We start from the raw sequence: 17110 nt of genomic DNA, 5'->3' as shown, positions 1-17110 counted from the left end.
TTTCTTCGCAGTAACATCATCCATAAAATCCACGCGCTCGCGTGGATTTTTTTATTGCCCGCCATTGCCGTCAGTTCTGGCCCGCCGCCAGCGAATATTTCTTTATTTTGCGATACAGCGTAGCGATACCAATCCCCAGCTCGTCCGCCGCCTGTTTTTTATTACTGTAGCGCGAGAGCGCATCGCGGATCATCTGCCGCTCCATCTCTTCCAGCGCCGTCACGTTCTCCTCCTGAGCGAGGGTCGCTGCCGCGGAAGCAGAAGACGGCGGCTGACTCGCCAGCTCGCTGCTGCTCAGCAGATTGGGCGGCAGCAGCGACATATCGATGATTTCTCCCGACGGCACCACGTTGACCAGGTACTCCATCAGGTTGCTGAGTTCGCGAATATTGCCCGGCCAGCGGTAGCGTTTAAGGAAATCGATCACATCCTGCGCCACGCCGGGGTATACCAGGTTGAGCCGGCCGGTATGCAGATGCAGGAAATAGTGAATCAGCAGCTCGATATCCTCCTGCCGTTCGCGCAGCGGCGGCAGGCGCAGCGGGATCACGTTCAGACGGTAATAGAGGTCCTCGCGAAACTTTCCTTCCGCGATGTACAGTTCAAGATTTTGATTGGTCGCGGAAATAATACGAATATCGACCTGAACCGGGTGGCTGGCACCCACCGGCTGAATCTCCCGCGATTCGATGGCCCGCAGCAGCTTGGCCTGTAGCGTAAGCGGCATATCACCAATCTCGTCAAGAAACAGCGTCCCGCTATTCGCCGCCTGAATCAGGCCAGTCTTACCGTTTGCCGATGCGCCAGTAAACGCCCCCTTCACGTAGCCAAACAGTTCGCTTTCTAACAGCTGCTCGGGTATCGCAGCGCAGTTAATCGCGATAAAGGGCTTTGCGTGGCGGTCGCTGAGCTTGTGGATTGCGCGGGCCACAACCTCCTTGCCGGTGCCGCTCTCGCCGGCAATCATCACGCTGGAAGGGCTCGGCGCCACGCGGCTGATCAGCTTTTTAAGCTGCCGCATGGGCCGACACTCTCCGACCATCGCCTCAATCTGCGGCCCTTCCTGCCCGCTGCTAAAATCGGCGGACGAGTGCGACTGATGGAACGCCATTAAAAATAGCCATTGATCCTGCACCGCGTGCAGTTGGCCGATAATGAGCTCCTTGCGATCGTCAAAGGAGATAATGTGCTGCATATGTCCGTGCTTGAAATTATCTTCGAAGGTCAACGGCTGAAACTGGATTGCCTTACCAATAACCTGTCCCTGCGTCACGCTCATTATTTTCAGCGCGGCCTGATTGGCAAATTTGACTATTTGATCGTTACCCACCACCAGCACGCCCTGATCCATATTTTCAATCATGGTTAAAAATATTTTATGGATATTGTCGCCGACCGCTCGTTCCTGTAAAAATCGGGAAACGAATATGGTTGATACATGGCGAACATAATCAGAAAACTCCTGGATATTCGCATTAATACGCTCCTGCTGCTCGCGCGTCAGCGCGACAAGGCTAATAACGCCGACGCAGCGGTCGTGATACATCACCGGGGTGCCAAGAAAGGCTTTCTCTTCACATTTATCTTTATTGTTACAGCCTTTGCAAAGGGGGTCGAAGCGGGAATGAGTGACGACCTTTTCGGTCTGTGTTTCAATAATGTAGCGAAGAAGCCGCGAATTTGAATTTAATTTATAGCCAATCTGCTTACTATAAGCCCCGGTTCCGGCTACCCGGTATAATTCGTTATCGACAATTTCGACTTCCAGCTGGAGGACGCTGGAAAGCATCCGTGCAAACTTCTGAATTGTAGGCTGAATTTGCATTAAAATGGAGGGTGTTTTGGACGGTATCATGTATATCGGCCTTCTCATTATTGCGCACCTGAAGAGCGTCGAGCGCGGTGGCTTTATTTATGTTCTGCAGATGATATCACTCCCTTTGCCAGGGAGCATTGATATAGATAGGGCTAATCTCGGCACCTTATCTTAAATATGCAATAGGAATCACAGTTTCTTATCATTATGATAAATTTATGGCGACTTTTATCATATTGGTGCGATGCGCAGATGATAATCCCATTATTCCTGACGCCAGCAATTGCCCATTACGCTGAAATTTATGGCGGGAGTAAAAACGTCCCCTCTCCCCGTCGACAAATACTATCCTGAATTCGTGACAGACTTAGCATAATCCTAACCGTTCAATCCTGTCCGCCGCCTCTCCTCGAGAATTTGGCACGCTTATTGTTAGTGATAATACAGCGCTGGCAGTCGCTAATTCGGCAACTCTGCATATCCGACCGCACAGCAATCATTAAGCCGTCATTTACGACCAGGATTGAAACATGAAAACTGTTAACGAACTGATTAAGGATATCAATCAACTTAACTCGCATCTCAGTGAGAAAGACTTTCTGCTGACCTGGGAACAAACGCCGGATGAGCTGAAACAGGTGCTGGATGTCGCCGCCGCGCTGAAAACGCTGCGCGCTGAAAATATCGCCACCAAAGTGTTTAACAGCGGCCTGGGTATTTCCGTGTTTCGCGATAACTCAACCCGCACCCGCTTCTCCTATGCTTCCGCGCTCAACCTGTTAGGTCTGGCGCAGCAGGATCTGGATGAGGGAAAATCGCAGATTGCCCACGGCGAAACGGTGCGTGAAACCGCCAACATGATCTCCTTCTGCGCCGACGCCATCGGCATCCGTGATGACATGTTCCTTGGCGCGGGCAACGCCTATATGCGCGAAGTCGGCGAAGCGCTGGATGACGGCCACAAGCAGGGCGTGCTGCCGCAGCGTCCGGCGCTGATCAATTTACAGTGCGATATCGACCACCCAACGCAGTCCATGGCGGACCTCGCCTGGCTGCGCGAGCACTTCGGCTCGCTGGAGAACCTGAAAGGCAAGAAGATCGCCATGACCTGGGCCTATTCGCCGAGTTACGGGAAACCGCTTTCGGTACCGCAGGGCATTATCGGCCTGATGACCCGCTTCGGTATGGAGGTCACCCTCGCCCACCCGGAAGGCTACGACCTGATCCCGGACGTTATCGAAGTGGCGAAAAACAACGCACAGGCCTCCGGCGGCAGCTTCCGCCAGGTCAACAGCATGGAGGAAGCCTTTAAAGACGCCGATATCGTCTATCCGAAATCCTGGGCGCCGTACAAAGTGATGGAAAAACGCACCGAACTGCTGCGCGCTAACGACCACGAAGGGCTGAAGGCGCTGGAGAAAGCCTGCCTGGAACAGAACGCCGGGCATAAAGACTGGCACTGTACGGAAGAGATGATGAAGCATACCCGCGACGGCGAAGCGCTGTACATGCACTGCCTGCCGGCGGATATCACCGGCGTCTCCTGCGAGGCGGGCGAAGTCACCGAAGGGGTCTTCGAGAAGTACCGGATCCCGACCTACAAAGAGGCAAGCTGGAAGCCGTACATCATCGCCGCGATGATCGTCTGCCGCAAATACGCGAACCCGGGCAAGGTGCTGGAGCAGCTGCTCAAGGACGCGCAGAAACGCATCAAATAATCCCCCGGCTGGCCCACGGGCCAGCCCCACGACTGTCGAACTTCAAAGGATAAGGATCGAGTATGTCTGCTTTCTCATTGAAAATGGATATTGCCGAAAACCGTTTTTTTAACGCGGAGACTTCACCGCTGTTTTCACGCCAGCAGGCGCAGCAGGCTCGCCGCTTTCATCAAAAGATTGCCGGCTATAAGCCCACGCCGCTGGTGGCGCTGAACGAACTTTCCGCCCTGTTTGGCGTGCAAAAAATCCTCGTCAAAGACGAATCCCGGCGCTTTGGCCTCAACGCCTTCAAAATGCTCGGCGGCTCTTACGCCATTGCCCGGCTTCTATGTGAAAAATACGATTTAGATATCAACGACCTCTCCTTCGAAACGCTTAAATCCAGCATCAAAGAGAAGATGACTTTCGCCACCACCACCGACGGCAACCACGGCCGCGGCGTGGCGTGGGCGGCCCGCCAGTTAGGCCAGAACGCGGTCATCTATATGCCGAAAGGCTCCGCGCAGGAGCGGGTTGACGCCATTCTGCGCCTCGGCGCGGAATGCATCGTCACCAACATGAACTACGACGACACCGTCCGCTTTACCATGCAGACCGCGCAGAAAAACGGCTGGGAGGTGGTGCAGGACACTGCCTGGGAAGGTTACACAAAAATTCCGACCTGGATTATGCAGGGCTACGCCACCCTCGCCGATGAAGCGGTAGAACAGCTCTCCTCAATGGGTATCGCCCGCCCTACGCACGTGCTCCTGCAGGGCGGCGTGGGCGCGATGGCCGGCGGCGTGCTGGGCTATCTGGCCGACGTCTACGGCGCAAAGCATCTCCATTCCATTATCGTCGAGCCGGAGCTGGCCGACTGTCTCTACCGCTCTGCGCTGAAGGGCCAGATGGTCAACGTCAGCGGCGATATGGCGACCATTATGGCCGGCCTTGCCTGCGGTGAGCCCAACCCGCTGGGCTGGGAAGTGCTGCGCAACTGCGCCACGCAGTTTGTCTCCTGCCAGGACGCCGTCGCCGCCCTCGGCATGCGAGTGCTGGGAAACCCGACGGGCCAGGATCCGCGCATTATTTCCGGCGAATCCGGCGCTGTCGGTCTCGGCCTGCTGGCGGCGATTCATTTCCATCCGCAGCGCGACGCGCTGATGCACAAGCTCAAGCTGGACAGCCGCTCCGTGGTGCTGGTGATTAGCACCGAAGGCGACACCGACGTTAAGCACTATCGCGAAGTCGTCTGGGAAGGCAGGCATCCGGCGGCGCAGTAGCCGACTTGGCAAAATTCCTCCCGCCGTGCGGGAAGCTCGTATTCAGAACTGGAGAACATCGTTATGGCTAAGCAAATTCCGTTCAACGCAATCCTGGAAAAATCAAAACAGTACGAAAAAGAGATGACCCGTTTCCTGCGCGATATGATCGCTATCCCCAGCGAAAGCAGCGATGAGAAGCGCGTGGTGCACCGCATTAAAGAAGAGATGGAAAAAGTCGGCTTCGATAAAGTTGAAATCGATCCGATGGGCAACGTGCTGGGCTACATCGGCCACGGCCCGCGTCTGCTGGCGATGGACGCGCACATTGATACCGTCGGTATTGGCAATATCAAAAACTGGAACTTCGACCCGTACGAAGGTATGGAAACCGATGAGCTGATCGGCGGACGCGGCGCGTCTGACCAGGAGGGCGGAATGGCCTCCATGGTATACGCCGGTAAAATTATTAAAGATCTGGGCCTGGAAGATGAGTATACCCTGCTGGTCACCGGTACCGTTCAGGAAGAGGATTGCGACGGCCTGTGCTGGCAGTACATCATCGAACAATCCGGCATACGTCCTGAATTTGTGGTCAGCACCGAGCCCACCGACTGCCAGATTTACCGCGGGCAGCGCGGGCGTATGGAGATCCGCGTGGAGGTTCAGGGCGTCAGCTGCCACGGCTCCGCCCCGGAGCGCGGCGATAACGCCATCTTCAAAATGGCGCCGATCCTGACCGAGCTGGAGCAGCTTTCGCAGAAGCTGGGCTATGACGAATTCCTCGGCAAAGGCACCCTGACCGTTTCCGAGATTTTCTTCACCTCGCCGAGCCGCTGCGCGGTGGCGGATAGCTGCGCCGTCTCCATCGACCGCCGTCTGACCTGGGGCGAAACCTGGGAAGGCGCGCTGGATGAAATCCGCGCGCTGCCGGCGGTGAAAAAAGCCGCCGCGGTGGTCTCGATGTACAACTACGAGCGTCCCTCCTGGACCGGCCTGGTCTACCCGACCGAATGCTACTTCCCGACCTGGAAAGTGGAAGAGAACCACTTCACCGTCCGCGCCCTGAGCAACGCCTATGAAGGGCTGTTCGGCAAAGCGCCGGTGGTGGATAAGTGGACCTTCTCCACCAACGGCGTCTCCATTATGGGCCGCCACGGCATTCCGGTTATCGGCTTTGGGCCAGGGAAAGAGCCGGAAGCGCATGCGCCAAATGAGAAAACCTGGAAATCGCATCTGGTGACCTGCGCCGCGATGTATGCCGCCATCCCGCTGAGCTGGCTGGCCACGGAGTAATCGTTCGTCCTGTCTGCCGCCGCGTCCTGCGGCGGCATATTGAGGTTTCTATGCGCGTACTGATTAAAAATGGCCTCGTCGTCAACGCCGACGGCCAGGTAAAGCAGGACCTGCTTATCGAAGATGGCCTCGTCAAGCGCCTTGCCGATTCAATTGAGGCCGAACAACCCTGCGAAGTGATTGACGCCGAGGGCTGCTACGTGATGCCCGGCGGCGTCGACGTTCATACCCATTTCAATATTGACGTGGGTCTCGCCCGCAGCTGCGATGATTTCTTTACCGGCACCCGGGCCGCGGCCTGCGGCGGTACCACTACCATTGTTGATCATATGGGCTTCGGGCCCGTCGGCTGCCATCTACGCCACCAGTTCGAAGTCTATCGCGGCTACGCCGCCTATAAAGCCGTTATCGACTACAGTTTTCACGGCGTTATCCAGCACGTTAACCACGGCATTCTCGACGAGATTCCGATGATGGTGGATAGCGGCATCAGCAGCTTTAAGCTCTATCTGACCTACCAGTACAAACTCAACGATGATGAGATATTGCAGGCGATGCGCCACCTCCAGCGCGCCGGCGCGCTGACTACCGTGCATCCCGAAAACGATGCCGCCATCGCCCAGCGCCGGGCTGAATTTATCAACGCCGGTAAAACCGCGCCGCGCTATCACGCCCTGAGCCGCCCGCTGGAGTGCGAGGCGGAAGCTATCGCCCGAACCATCAACCTTGCGCAGCTGGCGGGTAACGCGCCGCTGTATATCGTGCATCTTTCCAACGCCCTGGGTCTGGAATATCTACGCCTGGCCAGAAGACGCCGCCAGCCGGTGTGGGTGGAGACCTGTCCGCAGTATCTGCTGCTGGACGAGCGCTGCTACGAGCGCGAAGACGCACTTAACTATCTGCTCAGCCCTCCTCTGCGCAACGCCAGCAACAACGATGCGCTATGGAGTGGTATCAGCAATGGCGACATTGACACGGTCGCCACCGACCACTGCGCGTTCTCAGCACAGCAGCGCAGGCAGATCTCCGGCGGCGACTTTAGCCGCTGCCCGAACGGTCTGCCGGGAGTGGAAAACCGCCTGCTGCTGCTGTTCTCGCATGGGGTCATGACCGGGCGCATCACCCCCGAGCGCTTTGTGGCGCTCACCAGCGCCAATCCGGCGAAGCTGTTTGGCCTGTGGCCGCAGAAGGGCTTGCTGGCGCCCGGCGCCGATGGCGACGTGGTGATCATCGACCCCAAACGCACCACCACCATTCGCCACGACATGCTGCACGACAACGCTGACTATTCACCCTATGAGGGCTTTATCTGCCAGGGCGCGATTCGCCAGACGCTCTCCCACGGCAGGGTGATTTTTGATAACGGCACCTTTAGCGGCACCGCCGGGCAGGGCCGTTTTTTACGCCGACAACCCTTTTCCACCGCTCACCTGGCCGTCAGCGGAACAGAAACGTAATGAGAGGATGCTATGAGTAAAAAAATTGTTCTCGCTCTCGGCGGGAATGCGCTGGGCGACGATCTCGCCGGACAGATGCAGGCCGTACGGCACACCGCGCGGACGATCGTCGATCTTATCGCCCTTGGTCATCAGGTGGTGGTGACTCACGGTAACGGCCCGCAGGTGGGCATGATCAACCAGGCCTTTGAAGCCGCGGCCAAGACCGAGGCCCACACGCCCATGCTGCCGATGTCGGTCTGCGTAGCGTTGAGCCAGGGCTACATCGGCTACGACCTGCAGAACGCGATTCGCGAAGAGCTGCTGTCGCGCCAGCTGGATATTCCAGTGGCGACCCTGATAACCCAGGTGGAAGTGGACGCTAACGATGAAGCTTTTCTTAATCCGACCAAGCCCATCGGCTCGTTCTTCAGCAAAGAAGAGGCCGAAAAGCTGAGCCAAAACGGCTACATCATGAAAGAGGACGCCGGGCGCGGCTACCGTCGCGTCGTGGCATCGCCTAAGCCGGTCGATATTATCGAGAAACAAACGGTAAAAGCGCTGATGGATGACTGCCACGTGGTGATCACCGTCGGCGGCGGCGGCATTCCAGTGATTCGCGAGGGTAACCATCTGCGCGGCGCCAGCGCGGTCATCGACAAGGACTGGGCCAGCGCGAAGCTGGCGGAGACGATCGACGCCGACCTGCTGATCATTCTCACCGCCGTGGAAAAGGTGGCGATCAACTTCGGTAAACCTGGCGAACAGTGGCTGGATAACCTCTCCCTGCGCGATGCCGAACGTTTTATCGCAGAGGGACACTTTGCCAAAGGCTCGATGCTGCCGAAAGTGGAAGCCGCCGCCGCCTTCGCCCGCTCCCGGCCGGGACGCCAGGCGCTGATCACCATGTTAAGCAAAGCCAAAGAGGGTATCGAAGGGAAAACCGGCACCATCATTAGCCAGTAAGCCACGCGTTGCCGGGCGCCTCCCGGCAACATTTCCCCTGGCAGGACCTCAGATTTCCACCGCCTCCACGGCATATTCCTGCTGGCCCGCCTGTTTCACCTGGTTCATCAGCCCCCCCGGCGCGCCGTTTTTCACCTGCAGGATCTCCGCCAGCACGCTGATGGCGATCTCGTTTGGCGTCTCGGCGCCGATGTCGTAGCCAATCGGCGCCCGCAGGCGGCTGATATCCGCCTCCGGCACGCCGTTCTCCCGCAGCTGGCGTACAAAGGCCTGCACTTTCCGCCGACTGGCCAGCAGCCCCAGCCAGGCGACCGGCTGGGTTATCAGCCTGTCCAGCGCCTCCCAATCCTGGTTGTTGGTGGCAATCAGCACGAAATCCTGCGGCCGTACCGCCATCGCCTCCACCACGTCCGTGAAGCTGGCGGCGTACGCCAGCCGCGCCGAAGCGGGGAAAGCGTCGGGACAGAGGCTTGCGGCATAGGTATCGCCGACGCAGATATCAAAATCCAGCAGCGCCGCGGCGTGGGCAACCGCGCGGTTAACGTGCCCGGCGCCGACCAGCAGCAGGCGCGGGCGCAGGCCGTGAACGCTGATGTATACCGACATCGCGCCGCCGCAGTCGGAGCCCACGGCGTCGCTGCCGGTGCGCGCCATACGGCCGTGAAACATTCGCGATTCCCGCTCGCGCAGCGCCGCCTGCGCCGCATCGATAACTTTACGCTCTACCATCCCGCCGCCAATGGTCCCCACAATCGAACCGTCCTCTCGGATCAGCATCTGAGCGGCGTGTCGGGGGGTGGAGCCCCGGCTTTCAACAATCTGCGCGAGGGCAAAGGGGCGGTTCTGTTCTTCAAGCCGTGCTGCTTCTGCGAAAATATTCATACCAACCTCAAAGGCAATTTCTTTTACGGTTTTGGGGATTGTCTGCGATATTGCCCGGCTTCTCAGTTTGAGAGCTCACCCTCCGTTGAAAATACCGTCGCAGCGACCGATTATGGCTATGCAATATTTATACTGCCCCGCCGTTTTTTATCGCGAATTGTGAATCAGGTCATTTTTTTAGCCCTGGCGACGTTGAAATTAGGCTATCGCGCCGATTATTCCGTCAACCGCCGAGCCAAATTTCCGCCGCCCGCTGAAAACGCCGCCGGGCGGCCCGGGTAAATTATCATTCTGATATTTGCGATCTGATTTTGAGAAATCTCACCCGCTCAAAAAACGTATTGATTTGAGTTCTCATTCCCCAACGATGAAATTATTCACGCCGCGGCGTTGAGTTTCGACCTGGTTCACAAATTAATTATTCCGCCGCCGCGGTTTGAATAACTGGTGTGATTGTTGCTCCTCTTCCGTTATCCGTCGGGATGATGACCACCGGCAATGTCGATCTTACAATGATATCTAAGGAGTGGGTTATGGGAGATATAATGCGTCCCGTGCCGTTTGAGGAGCTATTAACGCGCATTTTCGATGAGTATCAGAGTCAGCGATCTATTTTTGGCATTCCTGAACAGCAGTTTTATTCGCCGCAGGCGCAGCATTCGATCGGCGTATTCGGCGAAAGCTGCGCCACGCCTCTCGGCCCGGCTGCCGGGCCGCACACCCAGCTGGCGCAGAACATTATTACCGCCTGGCTAACCGGCGGACGGTTTATAGAGCTGAAAACCGTTCAGATCCTTGACCGCCTGGAGCTGGAAAAGCCCTGTATCGATGCGGAAGATGAGTGCTTCAACACCGAATGGTCCACCGAATTTACCCTGAACAAAGCCTGGGATGAGTACCTGAAAGCCTGGTTCGCCCTGCATCTGCTGGAGCAGATCTTTCCGCTGGCGACGAATAAAGAGAGCAAGTCGTTTATTTTCAATATGAGCGTCGGCTACAACCTTGACGGTATTAAGCAGCCGCCGATGCAGGAATTTATCGACAACATGATGGACGCCTCCGCGCATCCTAAATTCGCCCAGTACCGCGACACGCTGAACCGCTGGCTGCAAAATAAACCCTTTATTGACAGCCTGCCAACATGCGCGCGCAAAGACGGGCTGGACAACCTGGCGCAGCGCGTACCGGCCAGGCTGGTCCAGGGCGTCACCCTCTCGACGATGCACGGCTGCCCGCCGGATGAGATTGAAGCCATCTGCCGCTATATGCTGACCGAGAAAAATCTCAATACCTTTGTGAAGCTCAATCCGACCCTGCTCGGCTATCCGCGCGTGCGCCAGATCCTCGACGCCTGCGGCTTCGGCTATATCGGCCTTAGCGAAGCGTCGTTTGACCACGACCTTAAGATCGACCGGGCGCTGGAGATGCTGACGCGCCTGATGGCGCTGGCGAAGGAGCGCAGCCTCGGCTTTGGCGTCAAGCTGACCAACACCCTCGGCACCGTCAACAACAAGGGGGCGCTGCCCGGGGATGAAATGTATATGTCCGGGCGCGCGCTGTTCCCGCTCTCTATCAACGTGGCCGCCCTGCTCTCGCGGGCGTTTGACGGCAAGCTGCCGATCTCCTACTCCGGCGGCGCCAGCCAGCTCAACATTCGCGAGATTTTCGACACCGGTATTCGCCCTATCACCATGGCCACCGACCTGCTGAAGCCGGGAGGATATCTGCGCCTGAGCGAGTGCATGCGCGAGCTGGAGAAAGCCGACGGCTGGAACATGACGCAGATCGATGTCGAGCGCCTCAACGCGCTGGCGGAAAAAGCGGTGCGCATGGACTACACCCAGAAACAGTGGAAGCCGGAAGAGCGCATTGATACCGGCGAGCCGCTGCCGCTGCTGGACTGCTACGTCGCCCCCTGCGTGACGGCCTGCGCCATCAAGCAGGATATTCCGGAGTATATCCGCCTGCTGGGCGAGCATCGCTACGCCGACGCGCTGGAGCTGATCTATCAGCGCAACGCTTTACCGGCCATCACCGGCCATATCTGCGATCACCAGTGCCAGTACAACTGTACGCGGCTGGATTACGACAGCGCGCTCAACATCCGCGAACTGAAAAAAGTGGCGCTGGAGAAAGGCTGGGACGCGTACCGTAGCCGCTGGCATAAGCCCGCGGGATCCGGCTCCCGGCACCCGGTAGCGGTGATCGGCGCAGGCCCTGCCGGTCTCGCCGCCGGCTACTTCCTCGCCCGCGCCGGGCATCCGGTCACGGTTTTTGAACGTGAAGCCAACGCCGGGGGCGTGGTACAGAATATCATTCCGCAGTTCCGCATTCCCGGGGAACTTATCCAGCACGATATTGATTTTGTCGTCGCCCACGGCGTCAAAATTGAATACGGTTGCGATCCGCATCTGAGCGTGGAAAAGCTGCTGGCGAAAGGTTTTCGTTACGTGCTGGTCGGCACCGGTACCGATAAAAACAGCGGCGTGAAGCTGGGCGGCGACAACCAGAACGTGCATAAGTCGCTGCAGTTCCTGCGTCAGTTTAACCGCGGCGCCGAGCTGAATCTGGGCAAACATGTGGCCGTGGTCGGCGCCGGCAATACCGCGATGGACTGCGCCCGCGCGGCGCTGCGCGTACCGGGCGTGCAGAGCGCGACCATCGTCTATCGCCGTTCTCAGCAGGAGATGCCCGCCTGGCGCGAAGAGTACGATGAGGCGCTGCTCGACGGCGTCGGCTTCGAGTGGCTATGTAACCCGGAACAGTTTAACGCCGACGGAACGCTCGTCGTACGCGTCATGAAGCTGGGCGAGCCGGATGAGAAAGGCCGCCGCCGTCCGGTAGAAACCGATGAACTTCGCACGCTGAAAGTCGACTCCCTGATTACCGCCATCGGCGAGCAGCAGGACGGCGAAGCGCTGTCGGCAATGGGGATCCCGCTCGACCCGCAGGGCTGGCCGGTGGTCAACGCCGATGGCGAGACCAGCAAGCCGAACGTCTTCCTGATCGGCGACGTTCAGCGCGGCCCCTCATCTATCGTCTCCGCTATCGGCAACGCGCGACGGGCCACGGACGTGATTCTGGCCCGGGAAAATATCGCCAGCCGCTACGGAAACAAAGTCTGGAACAATGTCGATCCGGCGAAGGTGTACCAGCGCAAAGGCGCCATCGCCGTCACCCTGGTGGATAAAAACCAGCGCGAGGCTTTTGTCGAGCAGGAAGCCAGCCGCTGCCTGGAGTGTAACTACGTGTGCAGCAAGTGCGTCGACGTCTGTCCGAACCGCGCCAATATTTCCGTGGCCGTCCCGGGCTTCCAGAATCGCTTCCAGACCCTGCATCTGGACGCTTATTGCAACGAATGCGGCAACTGCGCTCAGTTCTGCCCGTGGCAGGGAAAACCGTATAAAGACAAAATCACCGTGTTCAGCCTGGAGCAGGATTTTGTCAACAGCACCAATCCGGGCTTCTTCGTCGCGGGCGCCAGCGTCAAAGTGCGTCAGGACGACCAGACGTGGCAGCTGGAAATAAACGACCGCGGCCAGTTTAACGAGGTACCGGCCCAGTTGGATGCCATGTGCCGCATCATAAGCCATATTCATCAGCACCAAAGCTATCTTCTGGGAGGCGTTGAAGTATGAGTATCCTGATCCTGAAAAATGCCACCGCCGCGCAGATCTATCCGGCGAAAGTGTGGGAGAACGTCGATATCGCCATTGAGAATGATAAAATTCTCGCTGTCGGCCCCGGCCTGTGCCAGCGCTATCCGCAGGCGCAGGTGAAAGAGATGCGCGGGCAACTGGTGATGCCCGGCATGGTCTGCTCGCACAATCACTTTTATTCCGGCCTTTCCCGGGGGATTCAGGCCAATATCGCCCCCAGTCCGGACTTTATCTCCACGCTGAAAAACCTGTGGTGGCGCCTTGACCGGGCGCTGGACGAAGAGTCGCTCTACTACAGCGGGCTGATCTGCGCTATGGAGGCCGTACGTAGCGGCTGCACGGCGGTTATCGATCACCATGCGTCGCCCCACTATATCACGGGCTCCCTGAGCCAGCTGCGCAACGCCTTCCTCAAAATCGGGCTGCGCGGGATGACCTGCTTCGAAACCACCGACCGCAACTTTGGCAGCCGCGAGCTGCGCGACAGCGTTGAGGAGAACATTCGTTTCGCCAGAGAGATCGACGCCGCCCGCGAGAAGGGAGACCAGCCTTATCTGGTCGAGGCCCATATCGGCGCCCATGCGCCGTTCACCGTGCCGGATGAAGGTCTGGCGATGCTGGGCGAAGCGCTAAAAGCCACCGGCCGCGGCCTGCATATCCACGCGGCGGAAGACCGCTACGATGTCTCTCACAGCCATCACCTTTACGGCAAGGATCTGCTGGCGCGGCTGGCGGAGTTCGGCCTTATCAACAGTAAAACGCTGATTGCTCACGGTCTGTACATCTCCGATGCTGACGTGGAGCTGCTCAATGCGCAGGACGGTTTCCTGGTGCATAACGCGCGCTCCAATATGAACAATCACGTCGGCTACAACTACCACCTGCCGCAGATCCGTAATCTGGCGCTCGGCACCGACGGCATTGGTTCCGATATGTTCGAGGAGCTGAAGTTTGCCTTCTTTAAACACCGCGACGCCGGCGGCCCGCTGTGGCCGGACAGCTTCGCGAAGGCGCTGAGTAACGGTAATGAACTGTTGAATCGCAACTTCAACGCCCACTTTGGCCGCCTTGAGGCGGGCTATAAAGCGGACCTCACCATTTGCGACTATATGGCGCCGACGCCGCTTATCGCGGAAAACATCGCCGGACATATCGCCTTCGGCCTGGGAGCAAACAGCGTGCGCAGCGTGATGGTGAACGGCGTGATGATCTACGAGGATCGCCAGTTCAGCTTCGACTGCGAGCCGATATTCCGCGAAGCGCAGAAAGTGGCGAAAAAAATGTGGGCGCGAATGGATGCGCTCCCCGCATAGCCCGTGCAAAAATGCTAAACCGGCCTGACAAGCCGGTTTTTTTTGCAGACAGCGCGCGTGAAATGACCCGGCAGCTTACGCGCCGCCGGGCGCAACGTTTATAGCGACAGCAGCGCGGCAGTAGCGATATTGCGCTGCTTTTGCAGCGCTCTGAGCTGCTCTTCGGTCATGATACTCAGCGCCGCCGTCGGGCAGACATCAACGCAGGCGGGGCCGCGCTCGCGGGTACCACAAAGGTCGCACTTGACGATAACCGGCGTCAGACCGGCCTCCACCTCGATGGTAATCGCCCCAAACGGGCAGGCGACAACGCAGCTCTGGCAGCCAATGCAGCGCCCGCCGTCGGCTTCCACCTTCTCCGCCCCCATGCTCAGCGCCCCGGTCGGGCAGGCGCCCACGCAGGGCGCATTCTCGCACTGATGACACATCACCGGTACGCTAAGATCGTCGAGGCGCATCACCTTCAGGCGGGGGTGAAACTCCGCCCCCGGCGCCACGTGTTCCAGCGCACAGGCTACCTCACAGGTCCGGCAGCCGATGCAGGCCTGCGAACTGGCAACGATAAAACGGGTCATATCTCCTCCCGGGCCGTGAATTGCGCCAACATCTCGCTGGCCGCCTGCCGCCCGGCGACCATGGCGGTGACCACCAGGTCCGCGCCGGTCACGGCGTCGCCGCCGGCAAAGATTTTGTCATGGCTGGTTTGCGTCGTTCCGCGCCCTTTGCCGCCGGTGACTATCTGCCCCCAGCGGTCCAGCTTAATGCCGTGGCCGCGCAGCCACGGCATCTCGTGAGCCTGAAAGCCAAACGCCATAATGAGCACATCGGCTTTAAGTTCAAACCCGGAGTCCGGGATCGGCTGCGGCCGGCGGCGGCCGTCCGGGCCCGGATCGCCCATCTTCGTGCGGATCATCTCCACCGCGCAGACCTGCCCCTTACGGTTGAGCTGAATGCGCTGCGGCTGCACGTTAAACTCAAATTTCACCCCCTCTTCCCGCGCGTTCACCACCTCTTTTTTCGACCCGGGCATGCTTAGCTCATCGCGACGGTAGGCGCAGGTTACGCTCTCGGCCCCGCGGCGAACGGCGGTGCGCAGGCAGTCCATCGCCGTATCGCCTCCGCCAAGCACCACCACGCGTTTCCCCTTGATGTCGGTCAGCGGATACTCGGCGCTCTCTTCGAGCCCCATCACCTCGCGGGTGCTGGCAATCAGAAACGGCAGCGCCTGAATCACGCCGGGGGCGTTCTCTCCCTCCAGACCGGCGGCCATCAGACCGTAGGTGCCCACGCCGAGGAAAACGGCGTCATAGTTTTTCAGCAGATCGGCAAAAGCCACGTCGCGTCCCACCTCCTGGTTGAGATGAAAATTGACGCCCATGGCGCTAAAAACGTCGCGCCGCCTCTCAAGCACGTTTTTATCCAGCTTGAACGGCGGAATACCGAAGGTCAGCAGGCCGCCGATTTCCGGATGGCGATCGAAGACGTCAACGTGCACGCCCGCGCGCACCAGAATATCGGCGCAGCCCAGTCCGGCGGGCCCGGCGCCAATCACCGCCACCCGCTCCGGGCGCGGGGCCACGTTGTCGATGGTCGGTCGCCAGCCCATCGCCAGCGCGGTATCGGTGATATAGCGCTCAAGATTGCCAATGGCGACCGAGCCGCCCTCGTTCTTTAAGGTGCAGGCCCCTTCGCACAGCCTGTCCTGCGGACAGACGCGGCCGCAAATCTCCGGCAGGGAACTGCTTTGATGGCACAGTTCCGCCGCCTCGATAATCTTGCCTTCGTTCACCAGGCGGATGAAATCGGGAATGTGGTTATGCAGCGGACAGGTCCAGTTGCACCACGCCTTCTGTGCGCAGTAGAGGCAGCGTTCGCTCTCATATTCCGCATCGCGCTCGCTCAGCGGCTGATAGATTTCGCCGAAATGCCGCAGGCGGTCATCGGCGGGCACTTTTTTCGCCCCAACGCGCGGAGGTTTATTGAGTATCGCGTTACGTCTCGCACCGCGAACGCCCTCCAGCGGTCTTTCCAGCGCGGAGCGGATCTGCCGCGCGGTGCGCAGCTGGTTAACGGCGGCTTCATCCATCAGGCGCAGCGCCTGGGTTGGACAGCTGGCTACGCAGGCCTGCTGGCCGGACGGGTGCTGACGGCAAAGATCGCACTTCTGCGCCAGCTGCGGCGCGTCGTCATCGTTGGCCACCATCTCAATGGCGCCAAAAGGACAGGCGATGACGCAGTTTTTACAGCCGATGCACAGCGCCTCGGTAAACTGAACGCTGTCGTTAGCCACGCTCAGCGCCTGAGTCGGGCACGAGCCGACGCAGGGGGCGTCGTTGCAGTGGCGGCAGGTCGTCGCGCTGCTGGCCTTGCGGTTGAAGAACACGCGGATGCGCGGAAGAAAGTCGCTGCGCTGCTGGGGCCAGCTGTCCTGGCGATGAGAGGTGACGCAGGCCACTTCACAGGCGTGGCAGCCAATACAGTTTGCAGAATCGGCAACGATAAATTTATTCATTTGCTTCCCTTTATTATTCCAGGACTCACCGGGGAGCAATGCAATAATCAGACGCATTTTTAAAAGCGATTAATATGCCGCTCATTTTTGCGAGCAGCCTCAAAAAAACGGCTTTATTCCCGCTTAGCGACTCGATAAATATCCCCTGCCGCGGAGCGATGATGTTTTCCTTCACCCGGGTTTAATCATGTTGATAATTCACCGTATCGATCGCGATACCAAAATGAGATTCTGCCTATCTCAATGTGATAGCGCGCGTTTATTTATCGCG

At 58.7% G+C, this 17110-nt stretch carries 11 protein-coding genes; 7 read left to right on the top strand and 4 right to left on the bottom strand.

What is annotated here, in order from left to right; translation table 11 throughout:
* Positions 1 to 70: 70 nt before the first annotated feature.
* Positions 71 to 1855, bottom strand: a complete 1785-nt coding sequence (locus tag ACE3MN_RS10525) for a sigma 54-interacting transcriptional regulator (protein ID WP_024357857.1) — start codon at positions 1853 to 1855, stop codon at positions 71 to 73.
* Positions 1856 to 2346: 491 nt separating this feature from the next.
* Between ACE3MN_RS10525 and ygeW the strand changes: the two genes are divergently transcribed.
* The 5 genes from ygeW to arcC all read left to right on the top strand — a co-directional run bounded on the left by ygeW (position 2347) and on the right by arcC (position 8473).
* Positions 2347 to 3534 (top strand): knotted carbamoyltransferase YgeW, encoded by a 1188-nt coding sequence (gene ygeW / locus ACE3MN_RS10520; protein ID WP_004133351.1) that lies wholly within the window; start codon positions 2347 to 2349, stop codon positions 3532 to 3534.
* A 62-nt stretch (positions 3535 to 3596) separates the two neighbouring features.
* Entirely contained in the window at positions 3597 to 4796 is a 1200-nt protein-coding gene (gene dpaL, locus ACE3MN_RS10515) for a diaminopropionate ammonia-lyase (protein ID WP_049130497.1), read from the top strand.
* Positions 4797 to 4859: 63 nt separating this feature from the next.
* The gene (locus ACE3MN_RS10510) at positions 4860 to 6071 is read left to right on the top strand and encodes a YgeY family selenium metabolism-linked hydrolase (protein ID WP_024357855.1); all 1212 of its coding nucleotides are present in this window, start codon (positions 4860 to 4862) and stop codon (positions 6069 to 6071) included.
* Between the two features lie 50 nt (positions 6072 to 6121).
* Complete coding sequence (gene hydA, locus ACE3MN_RS10505; protein WP_024357854.1) at positions 6122 to 7528, top strand: dihydropyrimidinase; 1407 nt, start codon at positions 6122 to 6124, stop codon at positions 7526 to 7528.
* Positions 7529 to 7540: 12 nt separating this feature from the next.
* Entirely contained in the window at positions 7541 to 8473 is a 933-nt protein-coding gene (gene arcC / locus ACE3MN_RS10500; protein WP_004133343.1) for a carbamate kinase, read from the top strand.
* Between the two features lie 48 nt (positions 8474 to 8521).
* Here arcC and ACE3MN_RS10495 read toward each other — a convergent pair whose 3' ends face one another.
* Positions 8522 to 9355 (bottom strand): XdhC family protein, encoded by an 834-nt coding sequence (locus ACE3MN_RS10495; protein WP_102649721.1) that lies wholly within the window; start codon positions 9353 to 9355, stop codon positions 8522 to 8524.
* Positions 9356 to 9888: 533 nt separating this feature from the next.
* On the opposite strand from ACE3MN_RS10495, the gene ygfK reads away from it, so the two are divergent.
* Together ygfK and ssnA are read left to right on the top strand one after the other, a co-directional pair.
* Positions 9889 to 12993, top strand: a complete 3105-nt coding sequence (gene ygfK / locus ACE3MN_RS10490) for a putative selenate reductase subunit YgfK (protein WP_116943556.1) — start codon at positions 9889 to 9891, stop codon at positions 12991 to 12993.
* A gap of 2 nt (positions 12994 to 12995) precedes the next feature.
* A complete protein-coding gene (gene ssnA / locus ACE3MN_RS10485) occupies positions 12996 to 14327 on the top strand; it encodes a putative aminohydrolase SsnA (RefSeq protein ID WP_177951870.1) in 1332 nt (443 codons plus the stop codon).
* 98 nt (positions 14328 to 14425) lie between these two features.
* Here the strand turns inward: ssnA and ACE3MN_RS10480 are convergent, their stop codons facing one another.
* Together ACE3MN_RS10480 and ygfT are read right to left on the bottom strand one after the other, a co-directional pair.
* Positions 14426 to 14902 carry a 4Fe-4S dicluster domain-containing protein gene (locus tag ACE3MN_RS10480; protein WP_102649724.1) on the bottom strand — a complete coding sequence of 159 codons (477 nt, stop codon included), beginning with the start codon at positions 14900 to 14902 and terminating at the stop codon, positions 14426 to 14428.
* On the bottom strand, positions 14899 to 16839 hold the full coding sequence (ygfT, locus tag ACE3MN_RS10475; RefSeq protein ID WP_064342848.1) for a formate-dependent uric acid utilization protein YgfT: 1941 nt from the start codon (positions 16837 to 16839) through the stop codon (positions 14899 to 14901). Before ygfT ends, ACE3MN_RS10480 begins: the two co-directional genes overlap by 4 nt.
* Positions 16840 to 17110: the final 271 nt, after the last annotated feature.

It is taken from the genome of Klebsiella grimontii, assembly GCF_042137965.1.
GTDB classification, from domain to species: Bacteria; Pseudomonadota; Gammaproteobacteria; order Enterobacterales; family Enterobacteriaceae; genus Klebsiella; species Klebsiella grimontii.
This window is presented reverse-complemented; position numbering and strand designations above follow the sequence as displayed.